Source organism: Paenibacillus sp. FSL R10-2199, from assembly GCF_038000235.1.
GTDB lineage: Bacteria > Bacillota > Bacilli > Paenibacillales > Paenibacillaceae > Paenibacillus_AQ > Paenibacillus_AQ phytohabitans.
The window spans coordinates 2773131-2793867 of sequence record NZ_JBBOBO010000001.1 but is presented as its reverse complement, the minus strand read 5'-3'; the positions used below and the strand labels follow the sequence as shown (position 1 = coordinate 2793867).

General features: G+C 52.6%; 17 protein-coding genes. 7 read left to right on the top strand and 10 right to left on the bottom strand.

From position 1 onward, the window contains the following. Positions 1-13 precede the first annotated feature (13 nt). Together NYE33_RS12165 and gpr are read right to left on the bottom strand one after the other, a co-directional pair. Positions 14-1426: a stage II sporulation protein P gene (locus NYE33_RS12165; protein WP_076245063.1), complete on the bottom strand. Its 1413-nt coding sequence runs from the start codon at positions 1424-1426 to the stop codon at positions 14-16. Positions 1427-1586: 160 nt separating this feature from the next. Then, positions 1587-2597 (bottom strand): GPR endopeptidase, encoded by a 1011-nt coding sequence (gpr, locus tag NYE33_RS12160; protein ID WP_042139471.1) that lies wholly within the window; start codon positions 2595-2597, stop codon positions 1587-1589. 180 nt (positions 2598-2777) lie between these two features. On the opposite strand from gpr, the gene rpsT reads away from it, so the two are divergent. Beyond that, a complete protein-coding gene (rpsT, locus tag NYE33_RS12155; protein WP_039309591.1) occupies positions 2778-3050 on the top strand; it encodes a 30S ribosomal protein S20 in 273 nt (90 codons plus the stop codon). Positions 3051-3216: 166 nt separating this feature from the next. On the opposite strand, the gene holA is transcribed toward rpsT, so the two are convergent. From holA to NYE33_RS12130, 5 genes are all read right to left on the bottom strand, one after another. Then, positions 3217-4236, bottom strand: a complete 1020-nt coding sequence (holA, locus tag NYE33_RS12150; RefSeq protein ID WP_042139472.1) for a DNA polymerase III subunit delta — start codon at positions 4234-4236, stop codon at positions 3217-3219. Between the two features lie 287 nt (positions 4237-4523). Next, positions 4524-5783, bottom strand: a complete 1260-nt coding sequence (locus NYE33_RS12145) for an anti-sigma factor family protein (protein ID WP_341065928.1) — start codon at positions 5781-5783, stop codon at positions 4524-4526. Continuing rightward, positions 5780-6331: an RNA polymerase sigma factor gene (locus NYE33_RS12140; protein ID WP_039309588.1), complete on the bottom strand. Its 552-nt coding sequence runs from the start codon at positions 6329-6331 to the stop codon at positions 5780-5782. The genes NYE33_RS12145 and NYE33_RS12140 overlap by 4 nt, the downstream gene beginning before the upstream one ends. 278 nt (positions 6332-6609) lie before the next feature. Next, positions 6610-6852, bottom strand: a complete 243-nt coding sequence (locus NYE33_RS12135) for a hypothetical protein (protein WP_042139474.1) — start codon at positions 6850-6852, stop codon at positions 6610-6612. Between the two features lie 199 nt (positions 6853-7051). After that, the gene (locus NYE33_RS12130) at positions 7052-7693 is read right to left on the bottom strand and encodes a bifunctional 2-keto-4-hydroxyglutarate aldolase/2-keto-3-deoxy-6-phosphogluconate aldolase (RefSeq protein ID WP_042139475.1); all 642 of its coding nucleotides are present in this window, start codon (positions 7691-7693) and stop codon (positions 7052-7054) included. A gap of 497 nt (positions 7694-8190) precedes the next feature. Between NYE33_RS12130 and NYE33_RS12125 the strand changes: the two genes are divergently transcribed. Next, the gene (locus tag NYE33_RS12125; protein WP_042139476.1) at positions 8191-9144 is read left to right on the top strand and encodes a sugar kinase; all 954 of its coding nucleotides are present in this window, start codon (positions 8191-8193) and stop codon (positions 9142-9144) included. 154 nt (positions 9145-9298) lie between these two features. On the opposite strand, the gene NYE33_RS12120 is transcribed toward NYE33_RS12125, so the two are convergent. The 3 genes from NYE33_RS12120 to NYE33_RS12110 form a co-directional block, all read right to left on the bottom strand. After that, complete coding sequence (locus tag NYE33_RS12120; protein WP_042139477.1) at positions 9299-10324, bottom strand: LacI family DNA-binding transcriptional regulator; 1026 nt, start codon at positions 10322-10324, stop codon at positions 9299-9301. Between the two features lie 758 nt (positions 10325-11082). Beyond that, the gene (locus NYE33_RS12115; protein WP_042139478.1) at positions 11083-12192 is read right to left on the bottom strand and encodes a hypothetical protein; all 1110 of its coding nucleotides are present in this window, start codon (positions 12190-12192) and stop codon (positions 11083-11085) included. Further along, positions 12189-12728 (bottom strand): RNA polymerase sigma factor, encoded by a 540-nt coding sequence (locus NYE33_RS12110; protein ID WP_336103150.1) that lies wholly within the window; start codon positions 12726-12728, stop codon positions 12189-12191. The genes NYE33_RS12115 and NYE33_RS12110 overlap by 4 nt, the downstream gene beginning before the upstream one ends. A 248-nt stretch (positions 12729-12976) precedes the next feature. On the opposite strand from NYE33_RS12110, the gene NYE33_RS12105 reads away from it, so the two are divergent. The 5 genes from NYE33_RS12105 (at position 12977) to nrdE (ending at position 20705) form a co-directional block, all read left to right on the top strand. Then, entirely contained in the window at positions 12977-13966 is a 990-nt protein-coding gene (locus tag NYE33_RS12105) for a LacI family DNA-binding transcriptional regulator (protein WP_042139480.1), read from the top strand. A 73-nt stretch (positions 13967-14039) separates the two neighbouring features. Next, complete coding sequence (locus NYE33_RS12100) at positions 14040-15776, top strand: ABC transporter ATP-binding protein (RefSeq protein ID WP_341065926.1); 1737 nt, start codon at positions 14040-14042, stop codon at positions 15774-15776. Continuing rightward, positions 15733-17535, top strand: a complete 1803-nt coding sequence (locus NYE33_RS12095) for an ABC transporter ATP-binding protein (RefSeq protein ID WP_171720953.1) — start codon at positions 15733-15735, stop codon at positions 17533-17535. Before NYE33_RS12100 ends, NYE33_RS12095 begins: the two co-directional genes overlap by 44 nt. A 739-nt stretch (positions 17536-18274) precedes the next feature. Then, the gene (gene nrdI, locus NYE33_RS12090) at positions 18275-18634 is read left to right on the top strand and encodes a class Ib ribonucleoside-diphosphate reductase assembly flavoprotein NrdI (RefSeq protein WP_042139483.1); all 360 of its coding nucleotides are present in this window, start codon (positions 18275-18277) and stop codon (positions 18632-18634) included. Next, positions 18621-20705 carry a class 1b ribonucleoside-diphosphate reductase subunit alpha gene (gene nrdE, locus NYE33_RS12085; RefSeq protein ID WP_076245094.1) on the top strand — a complete coding sequence of 695 codons (2085 nt, stop codon included), beginning with the start codon at positions 18621-18623 and terminating at the stop codon, positions 20703-20705. Before nrdI ends, nrdE begins: the two co-directional genes overlap by 14 nt. Positions 20706-20737: the final 32 nt, after the last annotated feature.

Genomic DNA, 20737 nt, shown 5'->3' with positions numbered 1-20737 from the left:
CAAGTGAATTAGCTCAGGAAGCACCGCCTGCGGATGTCTTCGCGCTCGTGCCCTCCAGTTTGACATCGCCCTCTTCAGGCGCCGCCGCCTTCTCTGCATCCCGGCTGGCCCAGTACACATCCGCGATGGCATCTGCCAGAATATCTGCTGTCCGCTTCAACTCTTCGGCAGAATTATCGATTCCGCCTACCTCAATCAGCACGCTGTTCGGGGATAGTGTCTGGTTATACTCCCCATTATTCCCGTTTCCTGAGGATTTCCCCCATATGCCACGGGATACTCCCGGATAATTTTTCTCCAGCAGCTGATGAATCTGATTGGCGAAGGCCTCATTTTGTTTCCAATTCTTATTCGCATGCCCGAGGATGAAGTACACCTGTGCATAATTTTTACCATTGATTTCTGCTGTGGTTTTGCCATGCCGCTGCGAGTCGCGGTGGATATCGATCAGCTCACTCATTTCCTGATTGGCGGCCATCGCCGATTTCACAGTCATGCGTGAATATTTATAGGAGAAGTTCCAGTTATAATCCGGCACCTCCGTGGCGTAATCCTCTTGGGCATGGACAGTTCCTATCCCGCGGGCTTCCAGCCGCTTGGCAATATATGATCCTACCAGCATTACATTCTTGGAAGGAACCGCAGAGCTTGGATTATCGCTTGCTGCGCCAAGCAGAGGATTATAGGCCTCGCGGGGATGGGAATGATAGATTAGGATACGTTTGATCGAGGTATCCCCGGTACCGTTCTCCGCATCTCCGCTCCCCGAATAACCTTCGCTCTCACCAGGGTCTGTAACCGTACCGCTTGAATCCGGTGCAGGCGTAGCCTCCGGCTGCACAACTTCTCCGCCCGGGTTGTCCGTTTCGCCTCCGGCAGGCGGATCATTGGTCCCCGCCTCTGTGCCTGTGCCCAGGTCCGTTCCCGGATCAGCACCGGTTCCTGATTCGCCACCAGCCGCTAATTCATCGACACCGGGATGATAATCCGCAGGCGCCCCTGCCGTACCTGTCCCCCCGGAGCCTTCCCGGAGCAGGAAGGGATCATCTGCCGCAAGGCCGGGCATCTCACGCGATACCAGACTTTTGGGATCGCCCGGGTCGACGCTGGTGAGCAGCCGGAATACGAAGGAGGTAACCTTGTCGCCCGAGAATGCTGAAGGCTCCTCACCCTGCGGCAAATGCGGAACCTCCATGCCCAGCAGCTCCATGAAGAATCCGCTGGAGAGTGAAGCAGCCAAGCCCTTCATAGAGGGAATGGGTGAAGAGTTCAGCTTCTGTCCGGCCAATCCGCCGGCTCCAAGCAGCATGAAAAATACAAGTGAACCTCCGGCCAGCAGCAGCATCGTTCTCCCCAGCGACAGAACATCCAGCAGCCTTCCCCGCAGCCGGCCAATATTCCATAGCTGAAACCATTTTCTGTTCATGATTGTTATGTCCTCCTCTAAGCCCTCTGTAATCTCTCATACTCCAAATCTATGAGCGGAAGAGTAATGCTAGAACCTTAGAATGAGAGGACATAGAGAAGACCCGCAGGGCAGTGCTGCCTTGCGGCAGACTGTGCGGGCCTGTGAAGAACGGTGAAGATCAGTGCGTGTAGGCACCAACATTGCCAGGATCTACAGCTTCATGCAGTGCAGCGTTAAGTCCGCTGGCGACAATATTGGCGATCTCTTCAATAAATTCATCGATTTCCTTGGGAGTGACGATCAGGTCATGCCCCAGCGGTTCAAGCACTTCCTTAACCAGCGCCAGCCGCTCCTGCTCGGAGATATCATCCAGCAAGCCCATAATCTCTTTGGTATGGGCACCGCCGCCTTCCATCTTCCCGAAATGATTGCTCATCATCTCCAGCACGTTGTTGACGATCGTTGAGGCGTAGCAGACAGTAGGGACGCCGATAGCGATGCAGGGGACACCCAGCACCTCCTTGGTCAGACCCCGCCGTTTGTTGCCGATGCCTGAACCCGGATGGATGCCGATATCGGCAATCTGGATCGTTGTATTGATTCTTTCCAGCGAACGGGAGGCCAGGGCATCAATGGCTATAATCACATCCGGCTTCGTACGGTCTACAATCCCCTGCACAACCTCACTGGACTCAATACCTGTCAGGCCGAGCACACCAGGGGCAATCGCACTCACATTCCGGTAGCCGGGCGAGACCTGATCAGGAACCAGCTCATAGAACTGCCGGGTAATCAGCGAATTCTCCACGACCAGCGGCCCAAGAGAGTCCGGAGTTACATTCCAGTTGCCGAGCCCTACAATGAGTACGGAGGAGTTACGGTTAATGCCGATCCTGTCCAGAAAATGCTCAAATTCACGGGCAAACACAGTGGAAACCTTCTGCTGCAGGCCGGTATCCCCTCCGCGCAGTGCCGGAACCTCCAGCGTTACGTAGTTGCCGATGGCCCGTCCGATCGCCTGGGAACCGGCATTGTCTGCTACAGCAAGCCGGGTAACCTTGATGCCATCTGCTTCCTGCACCTCTTCATTGACGCCGGGAATGGGCGCATTGGACCGCGCTTGAGCCATTTCCTTTGCTTCCACTGCCAAATCCGTACGTACCGAATACAGCTGAAGATCCAGTTCCATTATTAGTTCAGCCTCCTTAAGCATATTGCCGATAGTGTGCGAGAGAAAGCCGCTGTTTATACAATCCCCGGTGCTATAATTCAAAAGCTTTTAGTGTTGCTTTTTGCTACCCTTCATGCTAAACTATTTTAAGTTGTGAATCATATGATGATTTCGAATGTCTTCCAGGAGGTGAATGCAATGCCAAATATCAAATCCGCGGTTAAACGCGTCAAGACGATCGAGAAACGCCGTGCACTGAACGCTTCCCAGAAGTCCGCGCTTCGTACAGCTGTGAAAACTGCTGATGTAGCACTGACAGGTACGGAAGTGGAAACTGCTCACGCTGCTTTCCAAGCTGCTTCCAAAAAGCTGGACAAGGCTGTAACTAAAGGCCTGGTTCATAAAAATGCGGCTGCCCGCAAAAAATCCCGCTTGGCTAAGAAATTGAACGCTCTGAAGGCTCAAGCTTAAGCCACGGGCGACAATCATAACGAGCACTTGAAGAACCTGACCGCTATGCTGCATACGGTTAGGTTTTTTTGTGCTATTTTTTCTTATACCGGAATAGCCTAAGAGCCTGCCCACCCGCATGGATGCGGAGCGGACAGGCTCTTAGGCTACGCTAACCTGTACCTGATTACACGCCAAGGCGAAGCATAAACATCTCCAGCCCCAGCACTTTATCGATTGCACCTGTCTTCATCTGATAATCAAGATCGGCCAGTATGCTGAGAATCTGCCGCAGACGCTGGCTGCCGAACTTATGGGCCTGCTCTCCCGCAAGCTTGACCGCATACGGATGCAGCCCGAGCTGGGAGGCAATCTGCCCTTGCGAATAGCTCAGACCGGACAGATCCTTGACCTGCAGGATGATCCTGAACTGCCGCGCAATCAGTGCAGCGATCTTGATCGGCTCCTCCCGCTGCTTCAGCAGCTCATAGAGCGTATTCAGTGCCTTATCGAGGCGCAGATTCGCGATATCCTCCACCAGCGTAAATATGTTCTGCTCCGTGCCGCGGTGGACCAGACTCTCTACTGCCGCAGCATCCACCTTACCGCCAGTACCGGCGAACAGGCACAGCTTGTCCATCTCTGCCGACAGGCCCTGCAGCCCGGTTCCGGCACTTGCAATGAGCACCTCAGCTGTGCCCGGAGCAGCCGTACAGCCGCGGTCGCGGAAGCCCTTTTCCACCCAGCGCAGCAGCTCCTCCGCACCCAGCGGATTGAAGGCTAAGACGGTACCGGAGGCCTTGGCTGTTTTGACGATTTTTTTGCGTTCATCCAGCTTATCGTTGTTCACCATAAATACAATCACGCTGAATTCAGCAGGATGCTGCATATAATCGCTTAGCAGCTCTACACGGTGTTCAATCTTGGCGTTCTCCTTGCCTGCCGTGAACAGGGCGGCATCCCGCACCAGCAGCAGCTTGCGCTCTACCATAAACGGAACGGTCTCTGCTTCTTCTATGACGGCCTGCACCGGCGTTTCGGAGAGATCGAAGGGAATCACCGCGAAGTCACGGTCCTCTTTGGCTATCAGGTGTTCCTCCAGCATGGCCGTGAATTCATTCATCCGGAATTTCTCGCTGCCATACAGTACATACAGCGGTGAAATTTTCCCCTGTTTGATGTCTTTGGCCGCCGTTTTGGCATCCATCCCGCCACTTCCTTTTCCATTTCATTGCCTGGTTGCGTACAACGTACAACACATACATTCATACATTTTAACAAAAAAACGCCTGCAAATATAGGCAAAAACGGAGCAACCTCGGCAGCCAGGGCCAAAGTTGCTCCGTTTCAGCGGCGCATCTATATAAACGACGGAGAGGGAAGCTCTAGAAACTTACCATCCGGCGGTCATACCGATGATACTCGCAAATCCTGTAATTCCTGTCCTCATACCCTAGCATATTCCGCAGGTGCTTAAAAAGTTCCAGTTCACGATTATTTATTGGACGTTGCCGCGTCCGGAGTAATCACCGGGCTGGACTGCGGGGAAGCAGAAGCTGATGGAGCAACGGAAGGAACCGGTGCTGATCTCTCTCCCGGAACCGTGTATGTCTTCGTTGCCTGCGTACCATCCTGCAGCTGTGTTACATAGGTGAACTGGCTGCTATCCTCCGACCACACGCCGGAGACCCAGGTCCCTTCCATGGGCAGAGAATTCAGCGCAACCCGTTCTCCCTCTGCACTGCCTGCAGGAGCGCTGTAGATTACAACCTGCTGTCCGGCCAGTTCAGCCGTATAACGGCCGTCCGGGGATGGCCATGAAGGCTGGGAAGCTACCAGAGCAGGCAACAGACCCATTGCTCCAGGCTCCGGTGCTGCGGAAGGCTGCAATGCACCCTCCTCGGGAGCTGCCATATCAGCCGTTGCATCCTCCTGGGCCGTGCCCATGAATATCTGGCTCTGGGCAGCCGGATCAGCGGCACGGTCATCATTCCCGCTGCTGCCCTTCCGGGAATTCTCTGCCGGCGGTGCTGTGGCATTGCGTTTGGCGGAAGGGGCTTGCGTTGCCGGAGGCTCCTTGGCCGGAGCCGGACCTGCGTCTGCTCCGTCAGCATTGTCTGCAACATCCGCACTATCCCCGGCAGCAGGCCCTGTACTGTTCAGAGGAGCACCTTCTTCAGCATTCGGCTCCGCCGTGGCTTGCTCTGAGAAGAAGATCTCAGCGCCGCCGTCAGTGCTGTTGTTCTGTCCTGCATCCGCCGGAGCTGCATTGTCTGCGGCTCCCGTCATCATCTTAGAGGAAGCTTCACTTCCTGCTGCATTATACGCCTGATCCATATCCGCCCCCGGCATACTCTCCGGCATGTTGAAGACGGCGAATAACAGAATCACCGCTGCCGCAGCAGCACCGATGCCTGTCCGTGTTGCTATTGAAGCGCCCTTGGGCTTCTTGCCGCGGGTGCTTTGGCGTGTAAAGGGAACAATCTTGGGATCTTCAGATCCCACCATAACAGGCTCCTCCCGGACGCCGCGGTCCAGCTGTTCAAGCTGCGGCAGGATAGAGTCGACCAGACTGAAGGGAGGCTTCACATCCGGCAGCTCCTCCAGTTGCCGGGAGAGCATCGTCAGCCGGTCAAAGACTTCCGCGCAGGAAGGACAATCATCGATATGACGGAACATTTCAAGCATTTCTTCCTGACTGAGATCATGATCTAAATAGCGGTGCATCCATTCCATCACCTCCGCGCACTTCATCCTGACACACCACCTTTCTGATACTCCTGAAGTCTATTCTGCAGCTGTGCCCGGGCCCTGAACAGATAGGATTTCACCGTGTTCAAAGGCAGATCCAGACAGTCTGCAATCTCGTTGTAAGAAAAATCCTGTAAATACCGGAGTACAATCACCGTCCGGTGATGCTCAGGAAGCTGATCGATCGCCTCGCGGATATCCTCCGCCAGGTAACCCGACATCACTTCGCGCTCTACGTTATGCTTATTATCCTGGAACACCATTTCGTGCTCATCGATAGAAACAGTAGGCTTCGTTCTCCGGAACTTGTCAATACAGATGTTTGTCACGATCCGCTGAACCCATGTTTTGAACTGGGCCTTCTCCTCATAGGAGCCGATCTTGGTATACACCCTGATTAATGCCTCTTGAGATGCATCCAGAGCATCCTGTTCATTATGCAGAATGTAGAAGGCCGTCTTATACACATGTCCTTCAATTTCTCGCAATAGGGTGATTAGAGCGTCGCGATCGCCCGCTTGAGCGGCTCTGATGAGTCCCTGCTCCACCACGAAGGTTCCCCCTCTCTATGCAATCTTACTGACGCGCAAGACTGCGAATTTGTTGCAAGCCTGTAATCAATATTTTTGGAATACCAAACTTGGATAATAACGCCATAAGGAAGACCAGGTTTCCGTTTTCTGCGGCTGCCGCAGACCGGTCCATAATCCTTACTAAGCATACAGGGGATGCTTCAATCATTCAAATACTCTTTTATAGAAGTTTGTTACAAAAATGACATGAAAAGCAGGCAGCCCCGCACGTTAACCCCCTGCGAATGAAGACTGCCCTATAATTTATAAAGTGTAGCTGCGCATAGCAGGAGGACGGCATAATTCTCCCTGGAATCATCATCAAGCACATATACTTCCCCCTGCGTAAAAAGTTGCGGGTGATTATAGTTCCGGTGCAGCTTATAAAAAGCCCCTATAGTCACCCTGCAGCCGTGTACAGCGGAGCGGATTTCTATATACTCCGCCTCTTCCATATTCAAAGTGGGATACAGCTTGCTGCGAATATCGTCGCCCGGCATAGCATCACCTTTCAGGAAAGCTCATCAATTTCGGCAGGCGCTTCAGCACCCCAATCCTAGTTGTAAGTATTGCCCTGATCGGCCCTTTTCCATCATTTACACATCCGGGAAATCAGGCAGACAAAAAAATGCCCTGCCCAATAGAGGCAAGACATTTCACATGGTATAAAGCTTCAGATCCGCGAACGGCTCTGCCAGCTTACAGACCTTGGATCTCTTTGAATTTCGCCACATACTGTGCAGCCAATTCTGTGACCTGGTCATAACGGCCTTCTTTGGCCGGTGCAGTCAGGTTGCCCCCGATGCCGACAGCGATACAGCCGTTCTTGATCCACTTCTCCATATTGTTCAGATCCACGCCGCCGGTAGGCATAATGTTCACATGCGGCATCGGGCCCTTAACTGCCTTGACATAGTCCGGTCCGAACGCACTGCCAGGGAACAGCTTCAGCACATCCACGCCCAGCTTCAGGGCTTCCTTCATTTCATTCAGCGTCATGCAGCCCGGCATATAAGGAATGCCGTAAAGATTACACATCTTGGCGGTATCTTCTTCAAAAGAAGGGCTGACCACAAATTCCGAACCGGCCAGAATAGCGATTCTTGCGGTAAGCGGGTCGAGCACTGTACCTGCACCGATCACAGCGCGGCTTCCATATTCGGCAACGAGGCGCTTGATCGCCACATCTGCATCCGGAGTCGTGAAGGTGACTTCAATGTTGTTCAGTCCGCCTTCAATACAGGCTGCCGACATTTTATAAGCATCATCGGCATTATCCGCGCGGATAACGGCTACAACGCCAACAGACGTGATGTTCTGCAATACTTTGATTTTCTTCATTTAGAAACTTCCTCTCTGGGTACATTCTGATAAGAATATTTATTTAGATAAACTAATTTATCTAATTTACTAACACCAGGCTTTATCCTTCTAAGAAAATAGTAATAATATTGTTGCCATCAGTCAATATATATTTATGTGAACAACTGAAATACACTTTAAATAAACGCATAAAAAGCTTATATATCAAGGATTTACGACTTAAGTTACGCAACTTCCTAATAAAATAAGGCCGCTGAATGAGCAAAGCTATATTGTACAAAACCGTTTTATGTGATAATTTCAATTTATATTCGATCCCACAGCTTTATACGGGGTTCATGCTGAACCTTTGCTTATGCTTACCAAACATTTCGAGTACGCTTCCGTAGCGAGTTTTGCGAAGTGAATTCAGGAAGCCTTATGCTATCAAAACTTAAGCGTACGCTTCCGTAGCGAGTTTTGCGAAGTGAATTCAGGAAGCCTTATGCTATCAAAACTTTTAGGAGGAACTATTAATGAGTAAACAGCTGGATGCAGTCACATTCGGGGAGCCTATGGCCATGTTCTACGCCAATGAAGCCGGCCCCTTGCATGAGGTTACTTCTTTCTCGAAAGCGCTGGCAGGTGCGGAGAGCAATGTGGCCACCGGATTGTCACGCCTGGAGCACCTGACCGGTTATGTGACCAAGCTTGGCGAAGACAACTTCGGCCAATTCATCGTTGGTGCGCTGAATAAAGAGAAAATTAATACGGACAGCATTACAACGACCAAGGAGTTCTCCACCGGCATGCTGATCAAATCCAAAGTGCTGACCGGAGATCCTAAGGTTGAATATTTCCGCAAAAATTCCGCCGCCTCCAAGCTGAGCCTGGCTGACTTCAATGAGGATTATTTCGCTTCTGCAGGTCATTTGCATGTCACCAGTATCTCTTCCGCCCTCTCGGCTTCCTGCCATGAGTTCTCGCTGCATGCCATGGAATTCATGAAGCAGCGCGGCAAAACCGTCTCGCTCGACCCGAATCTGCGCCCGACCCTCTGGCCGGACACAGAAACCATGGTCAATACAATCAATGACCTGGCGACCCGCTGCGACTGGTTCCTGCCGGGACACGGTGAAGGCAAAATCCTGACCGGCCTTGATACTCCGGAAGAGATTGCCGGTTTCTATCTGGAACGCGGCGTATCCCTTGTTGTCATCAAGCTCGGTCCTGAAGGTGCTTATTACAAAACGTCCGCCGGTGAAGAAGGTTATGTGGACGGCTTCAAGGTGGAGCAGGTTGTGGATACAGTCGGCGCCGGAGACGGCTTCGCCGTTGGCGTAATCAGCGCCATGCTGGAGAAGCTGAGCGTAGCCGAAGCTGTGAAGCGCGGCAATGCAATCGGCGCGCTCGCCGTAATGTCGCCTGGCGATATGGATGGGCTTCCAACCCGTGACGGGCTGGAGAAATTCATGAACGCTGGCGTGTAAACGGCTTCCCGCAGCTGCCGGGAACGTCTGATCCAAAAAAGTGCGATTCAGCAAACAGCATATGAAATCTTATATTTTGAAATAAGGAGCGTCATAATAAGCCACCCGGCTTATTATGACGCTCCTTTTCGTGCAGAACTTTATATAAACCGTTTTATTTCTTCAGCACCGGCGGCCGGACCGACTGGCCCTGCTGCAGCGAAGGCGGAAAACGGTAGGTAATCGGCACGGAGCCGTCCGCATCGTTGATTAGGGAGAGCATAATCTTCGCAGCCTGCATGCCCATCTCATAAGCCGGCTGGCGGATCGTAGTGATGTCCGGATTATAGATCCGGGCGAATTCCGCATCGTCAATCCCAATGACGGACAGCTGGCCGGGAATGGCAATGGCATTACGGTTCGCGTACTTAAGGATCTCCCCTAGTACAAGATCATTGGCGGCAATCAGCGCCGTCGGCGGCTGGGGAAGCCGTAGCAGCTCATCCAGCGCAATGGCGATTTCTTCCCGCGGCACACTGCGCATATAGGCATCCTGCAGCGGCAGGCCAGCTTCCTCCATCGCTTTTTTGTAACCGCTCATCCGCTCTTTGCGCGGGGTAATAGCATTCAGGCCAAGCGGCAGTGACAATATGGCGACCGCCTCATGCCCGTGTTTGGTCAGCTCCTTGACCGCAGTCTTCACCGCCATCTCGTTATCGAGCAGCAGGCTCTGGGTCGAGATCCCGTCTACCAGCCGGTCCATGAAGACCAGCGGGTATTCCGCTTCAATCAGCCTAATGTATGGCGCAGGCAGATCGCCGGTCGGGAAAATAATCAGACCGTCCACCTGGCGGGCGACCAGGGTCTCCACATAAGTATTCTCCTTGTCCGCATTCTCGTCAGCGTTGCAGATAATGACCTGAATTCCGTGGCGCTGCAGCTCATTCTCAATCGCCCGGATACACTGGATGGACAACGAATAATCAATATTGGCCACAATAATACCCACCATATGCGTACGGTTCTGCTTCAGGCTGCGGGCCAGTCCATTCGGCTGGTAGTTCAGCTCATCGATAACCTCAGCGATACGCTGTCTGGTCGCCTCACTCATATATTTGAACCGTTTATTCAAAAATTGCGAAACCGTGCTTTTCGATACGCCCGCTTTCTGGGCCACATCTTCTATGGTCAGCTTTTTCATTTACCCCGCCCCACTCTTCTATATAGAACCAAACCCGGTTGTTACGTTACCGCTAAGATTACTAGTGATAAACGGAGAAAAACTTTACTTTCTGATATTACCAAAAAGTATAGCTTTTTTTTAGTAAATTATCTAGAGGGATGGAGCTAAGAGCGCGGAATTTGGAAATATGAGGTGTCGAAGGTTAGGAAAAGCGATTCGGAATTGGGCGGATAGTGCCGGGGCATTAGCGGCGGGCAGGCGATAGTAGAGGGTACTAAAAACACAGCCAGTACGATAGGCTCGGACTGAGATGCGCTTATTTTCTCAAAAAGCATCATTTCGCCTTGCTTGCGGACTCCAGTGCTCTTATTCACTGTAAATCACCTGAAAACTGCACGATTTGGAAACAATAAGCGCACTCCAGTCCGCAAGAGTGGCAAATGTGCCAAATAGAGATAATAAGCGCTTTACAGTCCGTAAGGGGCTGGAGTTTGGCAGGAAACCGCAGAATGTGAGAAGCTGAGGTACTGGGGGCAAAAAGAAGAGGTCCCCCGTAATCTCACCGGGTTTCCTCCTGCATCTCCTCGCATGCGTCAGCTACGGAGCCTCGGGCAGCATCAGCCTACATCTAAGGCAGCACCAAGCTCCAACTCGCGCAATCCGGAACACCTGCTACGATAGTGAAGCAATGTAACATGAATCTGTTCATCACTCAGCATCGTTGAGTTTTATCATTATTAAACCCTGATGCTCAATTTCCTTTTTGGCTGTGTAACTCACTGTCCTTTCAACATACTCAGCCATTCGGAATCGGAATACCACTTCCGGCCGAGGAGGAACACTACTTCCGCTTTACGTTTTGTCCCGTTCACTTCATAAGTAGCCGTCTGCTGCTGCCCCTGAATGTCCATGCCGATCTTGCTGACCACGTCCTGAATTCCGCCTGTTTCCATGTCGTATAGCCGGCCATGGACGTCGTAACCGTTATGACTATTGTCGCTATAATAGACGAGCAGCATATCATCATTCACTTTATCGATTGCAAGATAAGATCTGTATTCGAAGTGTTCATTCTTCAAAGTAAACAGATCAACTGGCGTAACGGTCTCACCGGCTGCGGCCGCAGTTACGTTAACGGCTGAGAGTTTTACCGGGGTTCTGATTCCGCCCTTGCCTAACGTATATGTGCTGCTGGTCATAACCACATGATCGCCGCCGGCAAAGATTACGCCCAATTCATAATAGGTCTGCGAACCTCCCGCATACAGCGGAAAGGAATAGATCCGCTTAGACGTAGCCTCCGATAGCTCCGGCTGCCCTTTTGGAGACAGATACAAGGTGTACGGCTCAGTAGGATGTGTGTATTTAGGCTTACTGTAATTTACCATCGGGGGTGGAGGCGACCATACAATCCCGGCATTCGTTTCTACGGCACGCGCAAGTCCTTTGTTTCTGTTTAAAGGAAGGGGCATGTAGTACTTCATCCCGCCTATCTCAAATTCAGCAGAGCCAATCGGCGGATTGTAAGATTGCGGCGATGAGGAAGAAGTAGCTGCAGGTGATGCCGAAGGCTGAATTGCCGCTGCACCAGAACTTTGATTGAAGATCGCCGCCAGCTGCCCCATCGGATTGCTGTCCCCCCATTGTCCGAACGGCCATAGGAGCACTCCGAACAGCAAGACCGCTGCCAGTCCGCCAAGCCCTGCTATACGCCCGAACCGCAGACTGCGTTTTCCCGCAGAACGCTCCTCGGCAGCCTGTTCAATCTTGGCCATCAGCTGCGGTGTAAAGCCCGGCTCGGCCAGCGGGTTGCGTCCTGCTTTGCCATACCAATCCTGCGTTCCGCTCATTACTTGTACTTGTTCGTCCCCGTATTCCTTCTTCACAGGTCTTCCTCCTTTATCGCCGTTCTCACTTTATTTCTGGCCCGGCCGAGCCGGGATTTGACAGTCCCCTGCGCGATGCCGAGCAGAGCGGACATCTCGGCCACCGATAAGTCCTGCTGAATATCCAGCACCAGCACCTCTCTGTACTTATCCGGCAGCTCCATAATGATCTCCCAGATGCGGTTCGCATATTGATTGCCGATGGCTTCCTTCTCTGCGGACAAGGCTGCTTCTCCGGTATCCTCCCGGTCGCCAAGCGGAGCGAATCTGCGCCAGAAGCTGTTCCGCCTCCAGCTGAACGCGGTGTTGCGCGTGATGGTCAGCAGCCAGGTTTTCAAAGTGGCCTGGCCCCGGTACTTGCCGACACTCTTATATGCCTTAAGGAATACCTCCTGGCTGATATCACTTGCCTGCTCCCGGCTGCGGGTTAAGAAAAAAGCATAGTTCCACACATCCGGTCCGTAAGTCTCCATCATTTCCCGCAGGGTTATGGACGGAGCGATGGTCACGCTATAAGGCATCTCTCTACTTTGCATGCTTCACTCTCCCCTCTTGCCCAATAAGACTCCGCAGATCCGAAACGGTTCCCAGTAAACCCCATATTCATGTCAAAAATTATTTACGAATAAGAGATGCACACGATTGTCCTTAAATTTACGTTAAAAAAATTTATTTTTTACGTTATTTTTTACGTTTTTTATCGTAGATTCCTATGGAATGGATGATTATAATAACAGTGCCGGAAGCGATATACTGCGGCAGCACGATAAAGCGGGGGATTCTTTTGAAGACTAAAAAAGTAACGATCACACATATCGCCCAGGCCATGGGCCTCTCACCTGTATCAATCAGCCGGGCACTCAGCAATCAACCCGGAATCAGCGACGAGCTGAAGGCAGCCATTGTACGGAAAGCAGCGGAAATGGGCTATATTAAGCCCAAAAAGCATACGCCTGCCCGAATTCTGGTGCTGCACCAGAAGCCCTATTCGCATGATAACAGCAATTTCAGCTACATGGTACAAGGGATTGAGCTCGCTTTGCAGAAGGCGGAGACCGATTACAGCATCGAGTTTCTGGATAAGGAGAATCAGAATAAGCTGATCCTGCCTTACCGCCTGAGCCGGGGGTTCAAGTTCGACGGGGTTATTCTGATCGGCAGGTTTAATCTGGAATATGCCTCTTTTATCCATGAGCAGATTCCGAATCTGATTTTCTATACCGGTTATTCACCGGCCTATGATTACGACAGTGTATGGTTCAGTTTCCTGGGCGCGGGCTATAAGCAGTGCAAATATCTGCTGGACCGGGGGCACCGCCGGATTGGTTTCATTGGAGATCCCAGTGCTTACCGCAACAAGGAAAAGAAAACCGGCATCACCTCTGCATTGGAAGAGCACGGGGTGCCTGTGGATGATGAGCTTTTTCTGGGGCGGGATGAGACTCTTCCCCTGAGACTGTCCAGACTTATTGCGGACGGCCTGCTGCCCAGCGCATTCATCTGTGATCATGATTTCACTGCGGTTGAACTGCTTCGCGAGCTGCAGGAGCAGAACATCAAAGTGCCCGGAGAGGTGTCGGTGCTCAGCAGCGGCAATACCGAGGTCTCGGCCTTCTCGCTGCCCGCTTTGACCACGATGGATCTGAATATCGAATATTCATGCCGTACGGTTGTTGCCACACTGCTGAAACGGATCGCTGAGCCCGGCAAGCCTGCCGAGAACATCGCCATTCTCAGCACACTGGTGGAGCGGGACTCCGTGCGGGAGCTGTGATTTTGTAAACCCCGGGCTCTTTATTTAACATGCGCACTATCTATAACAAGGGTATTGTAAAGGTGGGAAACCGATGAATTCATCTGTATTACTGCGGTTCTTCAAGTCACGCAAGCTAAGCTACATTATAGGCTTCGCCTTCATGTTCGCCGCCTCCTTCATTCAAACGCTGTTCCCCAAGGTGCTTGGCAGTGCGGTCGATCTGATGAAGAATAACGGCTTTGAGCCGGGGCAGGTGCTGACCCAGGTCTTCTGGATGGTGCTGATTGCCGCTATCGTCTTCCTCTGTACCTTCCTCTGGAGAAACATTATTATCGCAAACGGGCGGAACCTGGAATGCTACATCCGCGAGGAGCTGTACCGGCACTTCCTGAAGCTCTCTCCCGGATTCTTCAGCAGCCGCAAGACCGGCGACCTGATCGCTTATGCCATCAACGACATTTCAGCGGTGCGCATGACCTTCGGTCCGGCTACGGCGATGTCTTTTAACGGAATTGTTATCTGTATCTCCTCGGTCTATTTCATGTTCGCGTCAGTCAGCCCCAGCCTCACTCTACTCACATTGTCCCCGCTCCCCTTCATCATTCTCCTGATGCTCTTCAGCGGCCGCAAGGTTCAGACCCGGTTCAGAATCGTACAGAATCAGTTCGGCGCCGTCTCGGACAGGGTTCAGGAGAACATTTCGGGCATCCGCGTCATTAAGGCCTATGTGCAGGAACGCTCGGAAATGGAGAAATTCAGTGAGTTGAGCAGCCGTATGAAGCAAGCCAACCTGGATCTGATCAAAGTGTCCGCCGCCCTTCCTGCGATGATTGAATTCGGCTTCGCCGTCTGTTTCGTCATGAATCTGATGTTTGGCGGCCGGATGGTGCTGCGGGGGGAGATCAGTATTGGTGACTTTGTCGCTTTTAACGGCTACCTCAGTCTGATTGTAAGTCCTATTGTGTCGATCGGGCGGATCGTGACGATATTCCAGCGCGGGTTGGCTTCACTCGGAAGATTAAATGATATTCTGCGGGTTCAGCCTGAAATCACGGATCTCCCCAACGCTGTCCCTATTCAGCCGGAAGGATCTATGGAGCTGCGCCAGCTGACTTTCTATTACAAAGGTTCCGATGTTCCGGCACTGCGTGAGATCTCGCTCGTTCTGCCAAAAGGACACACGCTGGGAATCATCGGCAGGACCGGCTCCGGCAAAAGCACCCTGGCCTCCCTCCTCTTCCGCTTCTTCAACGTGAAGCCTGGGCACATTCTGCTCGACGGGCGGGATATCAACGATTATGCCCTGGACCCGCTGCGGGAGGGGCTTGGGGTTGTGCCGCAGGATACCTTCGTATTCGCCGCCTCCGTGAAGGACAATATTGTCCTGTTCAAAGACGGCTATACGGACGAGGATGTGCAGCATGCCGCAGCGCTCAGCCAAATTGCCGGAAGTATCGAGGCGTTCCCGGACGGCTATGACACTCTGCTGGGTGAACGCGGTGTGAACCTGTCCGGCGGACAGAAGCAGCGGCTCGCAATCGCGCGGGCACTGATCCGGAAACCGGCCATCCTGATTCTGGACGATGCGCTGTCAGCGGTGGATGCGGTAACGGAAGGGCAAATTCTGAACAGCCTGCGGCAGACCCGCAAGGGGAAGAGCAATATCCTGATCTCGCACCGGGTATCGGGCATCATGGAAGCCGACGAGATCATCGTACTGGATAAAGGGCGCATTGCCGAACGGGGCACCCACGAGCAGCTGCTGAAGAAAGGAGGCATGTATTATGACATCTATACCGAACAGCTTGAAGAAGGAGAGGTCTGCTAGACGGGACAAATCCGAAGCTGGTGCAGTAAGGCTCCTGCTGCGGTTATCTGCCCCTTACAAGTTCCAGCTTCTGCTTGCCTGTCTGTGCGTGGTGATTGTAAATGGCGCTTTTCTGATCCAGCCGCTGATTCTGCAGCGCGTGATCGACCACTTCCTGATCGGAGGCGCTGCTCAGAGCGGACTGAATTCGATTGGGGGCTTAGCCCTGCTGTATGTGACCGTAGCCGCGGCTGGCGGGATCTTCTCGTATCTTCAGGCGCTGATTGCCGGCAAAGCGGGACAGAGCCTGATCCATGAGCTGCGGGTCAGAGTGTTCTCCATCATTGAACGGCTCCCCCTGCCTTATCTGGACCGGACCTCCTCCGGGCGGCTGATTACCCGGGCCACCAACGACACCGCTGAGATCAGCGAGCTATACACCGATGTGGTCATCTCGCTGGTCAAGGATGTCCTGCTGCTGCTGGGGATCATCTACGCCATGCTGCTGCTCAGCCCGTCCTTAACGCTGGTCTCTTTTACTGTGATTCCGGTGATGGCCTTCCTGGTTCTCTTCATTAAGAACCGGATCAAAAAGAACTTCTTCCATATGAAGCACTTTATTGGACAGATCAACGGGTTCATTGCTGAGAGTATCTCCGGGATGCGTGTTATCCAAAGCTTCCGCGCAGAAAAGGAAAAAGAGGATCAATTCCTGAAGCTGAACGGGGAATATTTCAAAACCACCCTGATTCAGGTCCGGCTCAACAGTGTGCTGAAGCCCGCCTCGGATATGTTCCAGAGTCTGGCCGTAGCCATTCTGGTCTGGTACAGCATCAGCCGGATCTCCGGCGGCAACCTGCAGATCGGCGTGCTGTTTGCGTTCACGACGTACATCAAGCAGTTCTTTGGCCCCATCTCCGACCTGGCCGACAAGTACACCTCCATACAGTCTGCCCTCGTATCCACAGAGCGTATCTATGAGCTGATCCGTGAGGAGGACCGCCTGGAGCAGCCGGATCGCGGCTTATCGATGGACCGCCTGCACGGAACCATTGAGTTCCGCCATGTATGGTTCGCCTATAACGACGCCGACTGGGTGCTGAAGGATGTAAGCTTCGTGATTGCTAAAGGGCAGACCGCCGCCTTCATCGGTGAGACCGGTGCAGGCAAAACTACAATTATCAGTCTGATCAACGGCTTTTACCGCGTGCAGAAAGGCGAGATTCTGATTGACGGTGTCAATGTGAACGATATCCGGCTGGATGATCTGCGGCGGAATATTTCCGTTGTCCTCCAGGATGTCTTCCTGTTCTCCGGCACGATCCGCGACAACATCACCCTTGGCGATGATATTGCCGAGGAGAACGTGCTGGAAGCGCTGCAGGCCTCCTGCGCGGAAGAGTTCGTGCTGGGCTCTCCCGGCGGGATGGAGGGCCCGGTCACAGAGCGGGGCGGCACTCTGTCTGCCGGCCAGCGGCAGCTGATCTCCTTCGCCCGGGCCATCGCCCATGATCCGGCGATCTTCGTGCTCGATGAAGCCACCGCTAACATCGACACACATACAGAGAAGCTGATCCAGAAGGCGATCGACAACGTCGCCAGCGGCAGAACGACGCTGATCATCGCCCACCGGCTGTCTACAATTGCCGGAGCAGACCTTATCATTGCGATGAAGGAAGGCCGGATCGCCGAATCCGGACATCCCCGTGAGCTGCGGCAGCGGGGAGGATATTATGCCGAGCTGCTGGAGGAGAGCCGGAGTCATATTATGAGTTCGTGACGGCGCTGCTCACACGGGGAATAATATAGTGCTTGGCGGGGCTTATCTTAGCCCCATAGCCCATCGGGGAACCTCAGCCAGTCAGGCGGACTGAAAATCCGCTATTTGCCGAAATGGGGCAGATTTGCCGGCTAAGCGGACTCAGATTCCGTTAATTGGCCTGCGACAGCCTGTTTCAGGCTCAAATGAGCAAGATAGCTGATTCTCAGTCCGCTTAAGTCCCGGAAAAGGGTTTTTCAGGGAAATAAGGTCTTCTCAGTCCGTTTCATTCTGCTGACGGTGCGCTCACCTGCTAAAGCACCAAGCAAGCTGCAGCTTATCTTCGCCAGGCTCTGTCCTGCAAAAAAACAACAACCCCCAAGCGGCTTATCGCTTGGGGGTTTGGTCTGCACATTTGTCCGGGTACCGGTTGGCTGAGCGTCAGAGGCTGTAATGGGCAACTTCCCATTCTACAGGACCCAATTCTCGCCGGACACCGGCGCACAAAAAAGCTTAAAAAAAATACTAATAAATTATAAGAGAATAGAATGCAGGCGGGGCGTGGTTTTCTCCCTTTTTCATAGGCAAATCAGGGGGTTAGAAAGACCTGTGGGTCTATTGACTTTTCAATATATGGTAGTAAAATGATTAAACGTTACTAAATATAGTGTATATAATAGAAAAGCCAATAAATCTAGTGAAATTGCCCGTCATCATTTGTCAAGTAGAAATAGCTACATGTTATAGGAGGTTAGGGACCATGTTGATTGCTTACGATTCCAAGACCGGCAACGTTAGAAGGTTCATCAATAAGCTGAAGCTTCCTGCTGTTCAAATCGAAGAGCATATGACGATCGACGAGCCTTACGTGCTTGTTACATACACCACCGGATTTGGACAGATTCCAGAGAAGGTAGCTTCTTTCTTAGAGAAGAACCATTCCAGGCTCAAAGGCATCGCCGCGAGCGGCAACAAAAACTGGGGTGAGCTATACGCGCACAGCGCAGATTTAATTGCACAGCGTTACAACGTACCGGTGGTCGGCAAGTTTGAGTTGTCGGGAACATTTGGTGATGTACAGCGCATAAAACAGGAGGTGGACCGGGTTGCGGCATATTGAACTGAACAACATGTTGATGAAGAGAGACGAAAGCGGCTTTTTCCAATTGGATAAGGACCAGGAGGCAGTAGCCGAGTTCATGCGGGATGTGGAGCGGCGCAGCCTGACCTTCACAACTACCAAAGCGAAGATCGATTATATGATTGCCAATGATTACTACGAGGACCTGTATGACCGTTATTCCGCAGCTGAGATGGAGGACGTCTACCGGATTGCCCACGAATATAACTTCCAGTTCCCTTCCTATATGGCGGCTTCCAAGTTCTACACAGACTATGCCGTCAAAAGCAATGACCGTAAGCAATACCTTGAGCATTACCCGGACCGCGTAGCTGTGGTGGCCCTGCATCTGGGACGCGGCAACGTGGAGACAGCCCGCACGCTGGCCCGCTCGATGATGGAGCAGCGCCTGCAGCCGGCTACCCCGACCTTCCTCAATGCCGGCAAGAGCCGCCGTGGTGAGATGGTCTCCTGCTTCCTGCTGGAAATGGACGACTCGCTCAATTCGATCAACTATGTACTGAACACCTGCATGCAGCTGTCCAAGATCGGCGGCGGTGTGGCGGTCAATCTGTCCAAGCTGCGCTCGCGCGGCGAGACGATTAAGGGCGTCGAGGATGCTGCCAAGGGCATCATGCCTGTCCTGAAGCTCATGGAAGACGGCTTCTCCTACGCGGACCAAATGGGCCAGCGCAAGGGTTCGGGTGCGGCTTATTATAATATTTTTGGCTGGGACGTACTAGAATTCTTGGACAGCAAGAAGATCAACGCCGACGAACGGACACGCCTGAAGACGTTGTCTATCGGCCTGATCGTGCCTAACCGCTTCTACAAGCTCGCTCAGGATAATCAGCCGCTGCATGTATTCGCTCCTTATACTGTGTATCAGGCGTATGGAACGCATCTGGATGATATGGATCTGGACGTGATGTACGATACCCTGCTTGCTGATTCGCGCGTGAAGAAGAAAGTTGCCATGAGCGCACGCGACATGCTGACCAAAATCGCCATGATCCAGCTCGAATCGGGCTATCCGTATATTATGAACAAGAGCAATGCCAATAACGCCCACGCCTTGCGTAATGTGGGTCAGATCAAGATGTCGAACCTGTGCACCGAGATTTTCCAATTGCAGGAGACTTCCGAAATTAACAACTATGGAGAGCAGGACGCGATCCGCCGTGATATCAGCTGCAACCTGGCTTCCCTCAACATTGTGAATGTGATGGAGCATGGCAAGATTCGTGAATCCGTTCATGAAGGCATGCTCGCACTGACTGCAGTCAGCGATATGACTACGGTCTCCAATGCTCCGGGTGTGGCTAAAGCGAACAAAGAGATGCACTCCGTCGGCCTGGGTGTGATGAATCTGCACGGTTACTTTGCCAAGAACAAGATTGCTTATGAGAGTGAGCAGGCCCGCGATTTCGCCCGGACCTTCTTCATGACGATGAACTTCCATTCGATCGAAAAGAGTATGCAGATCGCTGCGGAGACTGGCGAGACCTTCCATGGCTTCGCAGAATCGGATTATGCATCCGGCGTGTATTTCGACCGTTACCTGACCACAGACTACCGTCCGGTTACTGCAAGAGCGCAGGAGCTGTTCGAGGGCATCTACATTCCTACAACCGAGGACTGGAAGCAGCTGCGTGATGACGTGATGAAGAACGGCCTGTACCATGCCTACCGTCTGGCGATTGCGCCGACTGCGAGCATCTCTTACATCCAGAATGCCACGTCCAGTGTAATGCCGATTGTAGAACAGATCGAGACACGCACGTATGCCAACTCGACCACCTACTATCCGATGCCTTACCTGCGTCCGGACAATGTATTCTTCTATAAATCTGCGTACCAGATGGACCAGTTCAAGGTGATTGACCTGATTGCGGAAATTCAGCCTCATATCGACCAGGGTATCTCAACGGTCCTGCATGTGAACAGTGATGTAACGACCCGTGAGCTGGCCCGTTCTTACCTGTATGCGGCACACAAAGGGCTGAAATCCCTGTACTACACCCGGACCAATAAACTGTCTGTCGAGGAATGCCTGTCCTGCTCCATCTAAGAGCGGGCACAGGTACAGAAAGGGAGAATAGA

Excerpts from the sequence above, each read along its gene's own strand:
- NYE33_RS12165 (WP_076245063.1), bottom strand. The coding sequence starts at position 1,426 with ATGAACAGAAAATGGTTTCAGCTATGGAATATTGGCCGGCTGCGGGGA.
- gpr (WP_042139471.1), bottom strand. The coding sequence starts at position 2,597 with ATGGAACTGGATCTTCAGCTGTATTCGGTACGTACGGATTTGGCAGTG.
- rpsT (WP_039309591.1), top strand. The coding sequence starts at position 2,778 with ATGCCAAATATCAAATCCGCGGTTAAACGCGTCAAGACGATCGAGAAA.
- holA (WP_042139472.1), bottom strand. The coding sequence starts at position 4,236 with ATGGATGCCAAAACGGCGGCCAAAGACATCAAACAGGGGAAAATTTCA.
- NYE33_RS12145 (WP_341065928.1), bottom strand. The coding sequence starts at position 5,783 with ATGAAGTGCGCGGAGGTGATGGAATGGATGCACCGCTATTTAGATCAT.
- NYE33_RS12135 (WP_042139474.1), bottom strand. The coding sequence starts at position 6,852 with ATGCCGGGCGACGATATTCGCAGCAAGCTGTATCCCACTTTGAATATG.
- NYE33_RS12130 (WP_042139475.1), bottom strand. The coding sequence starts at position 7,693 with ATGAAGAAAATCAAAGTATTGCAGAACATCACGTCTGTTGGCGTTGTA.
- NYE33_RS12125 (WP_042139476.1), top strand. The coding sequence starts at position 8,191 with ATGAGTAAACAGCTGGATGCAGTCACATTCGGGGAGCCTATGGCCATG.
- NYE33_RS12120 (WP_042139477.1), bottom strand. The coding sequence starts at position 10,324 with ATGAAAAAGCTGACCATAGAAGATGTGGCCCAGAAAGCGGGCGTATCG.
- NYE33_RS12110 (WP_336103150.1), bottom strand. The coding sequence starts at position 12,728 with ATGCAAAGTAGAGAGATGCCTTATAGCGTGACCATCGCTCCGTCCATA.
- NYE33_RS12100 (WP_341065926.1), top strand. The coding sequence starts at position 14,040 with ATGAATTCATCTGTATTACTGCGGTTCTTCAAGTCACGCAAGCTAAGC.
- NYE33_RS12095 (WP_171720953.1), top strand. The coding sequence starts at position 15,733 with ATGACATCTATACCGAACAGCTTGAAGAAGGAGAGGTCTGCTAGACGG.
- nrdI (WP_042139483.1), top strand. The coding sequence starts at position 18,275 with ATGTTGATTGCTTACGATTCCAAGACCGGCAACGTTAGAAGGTTCATC.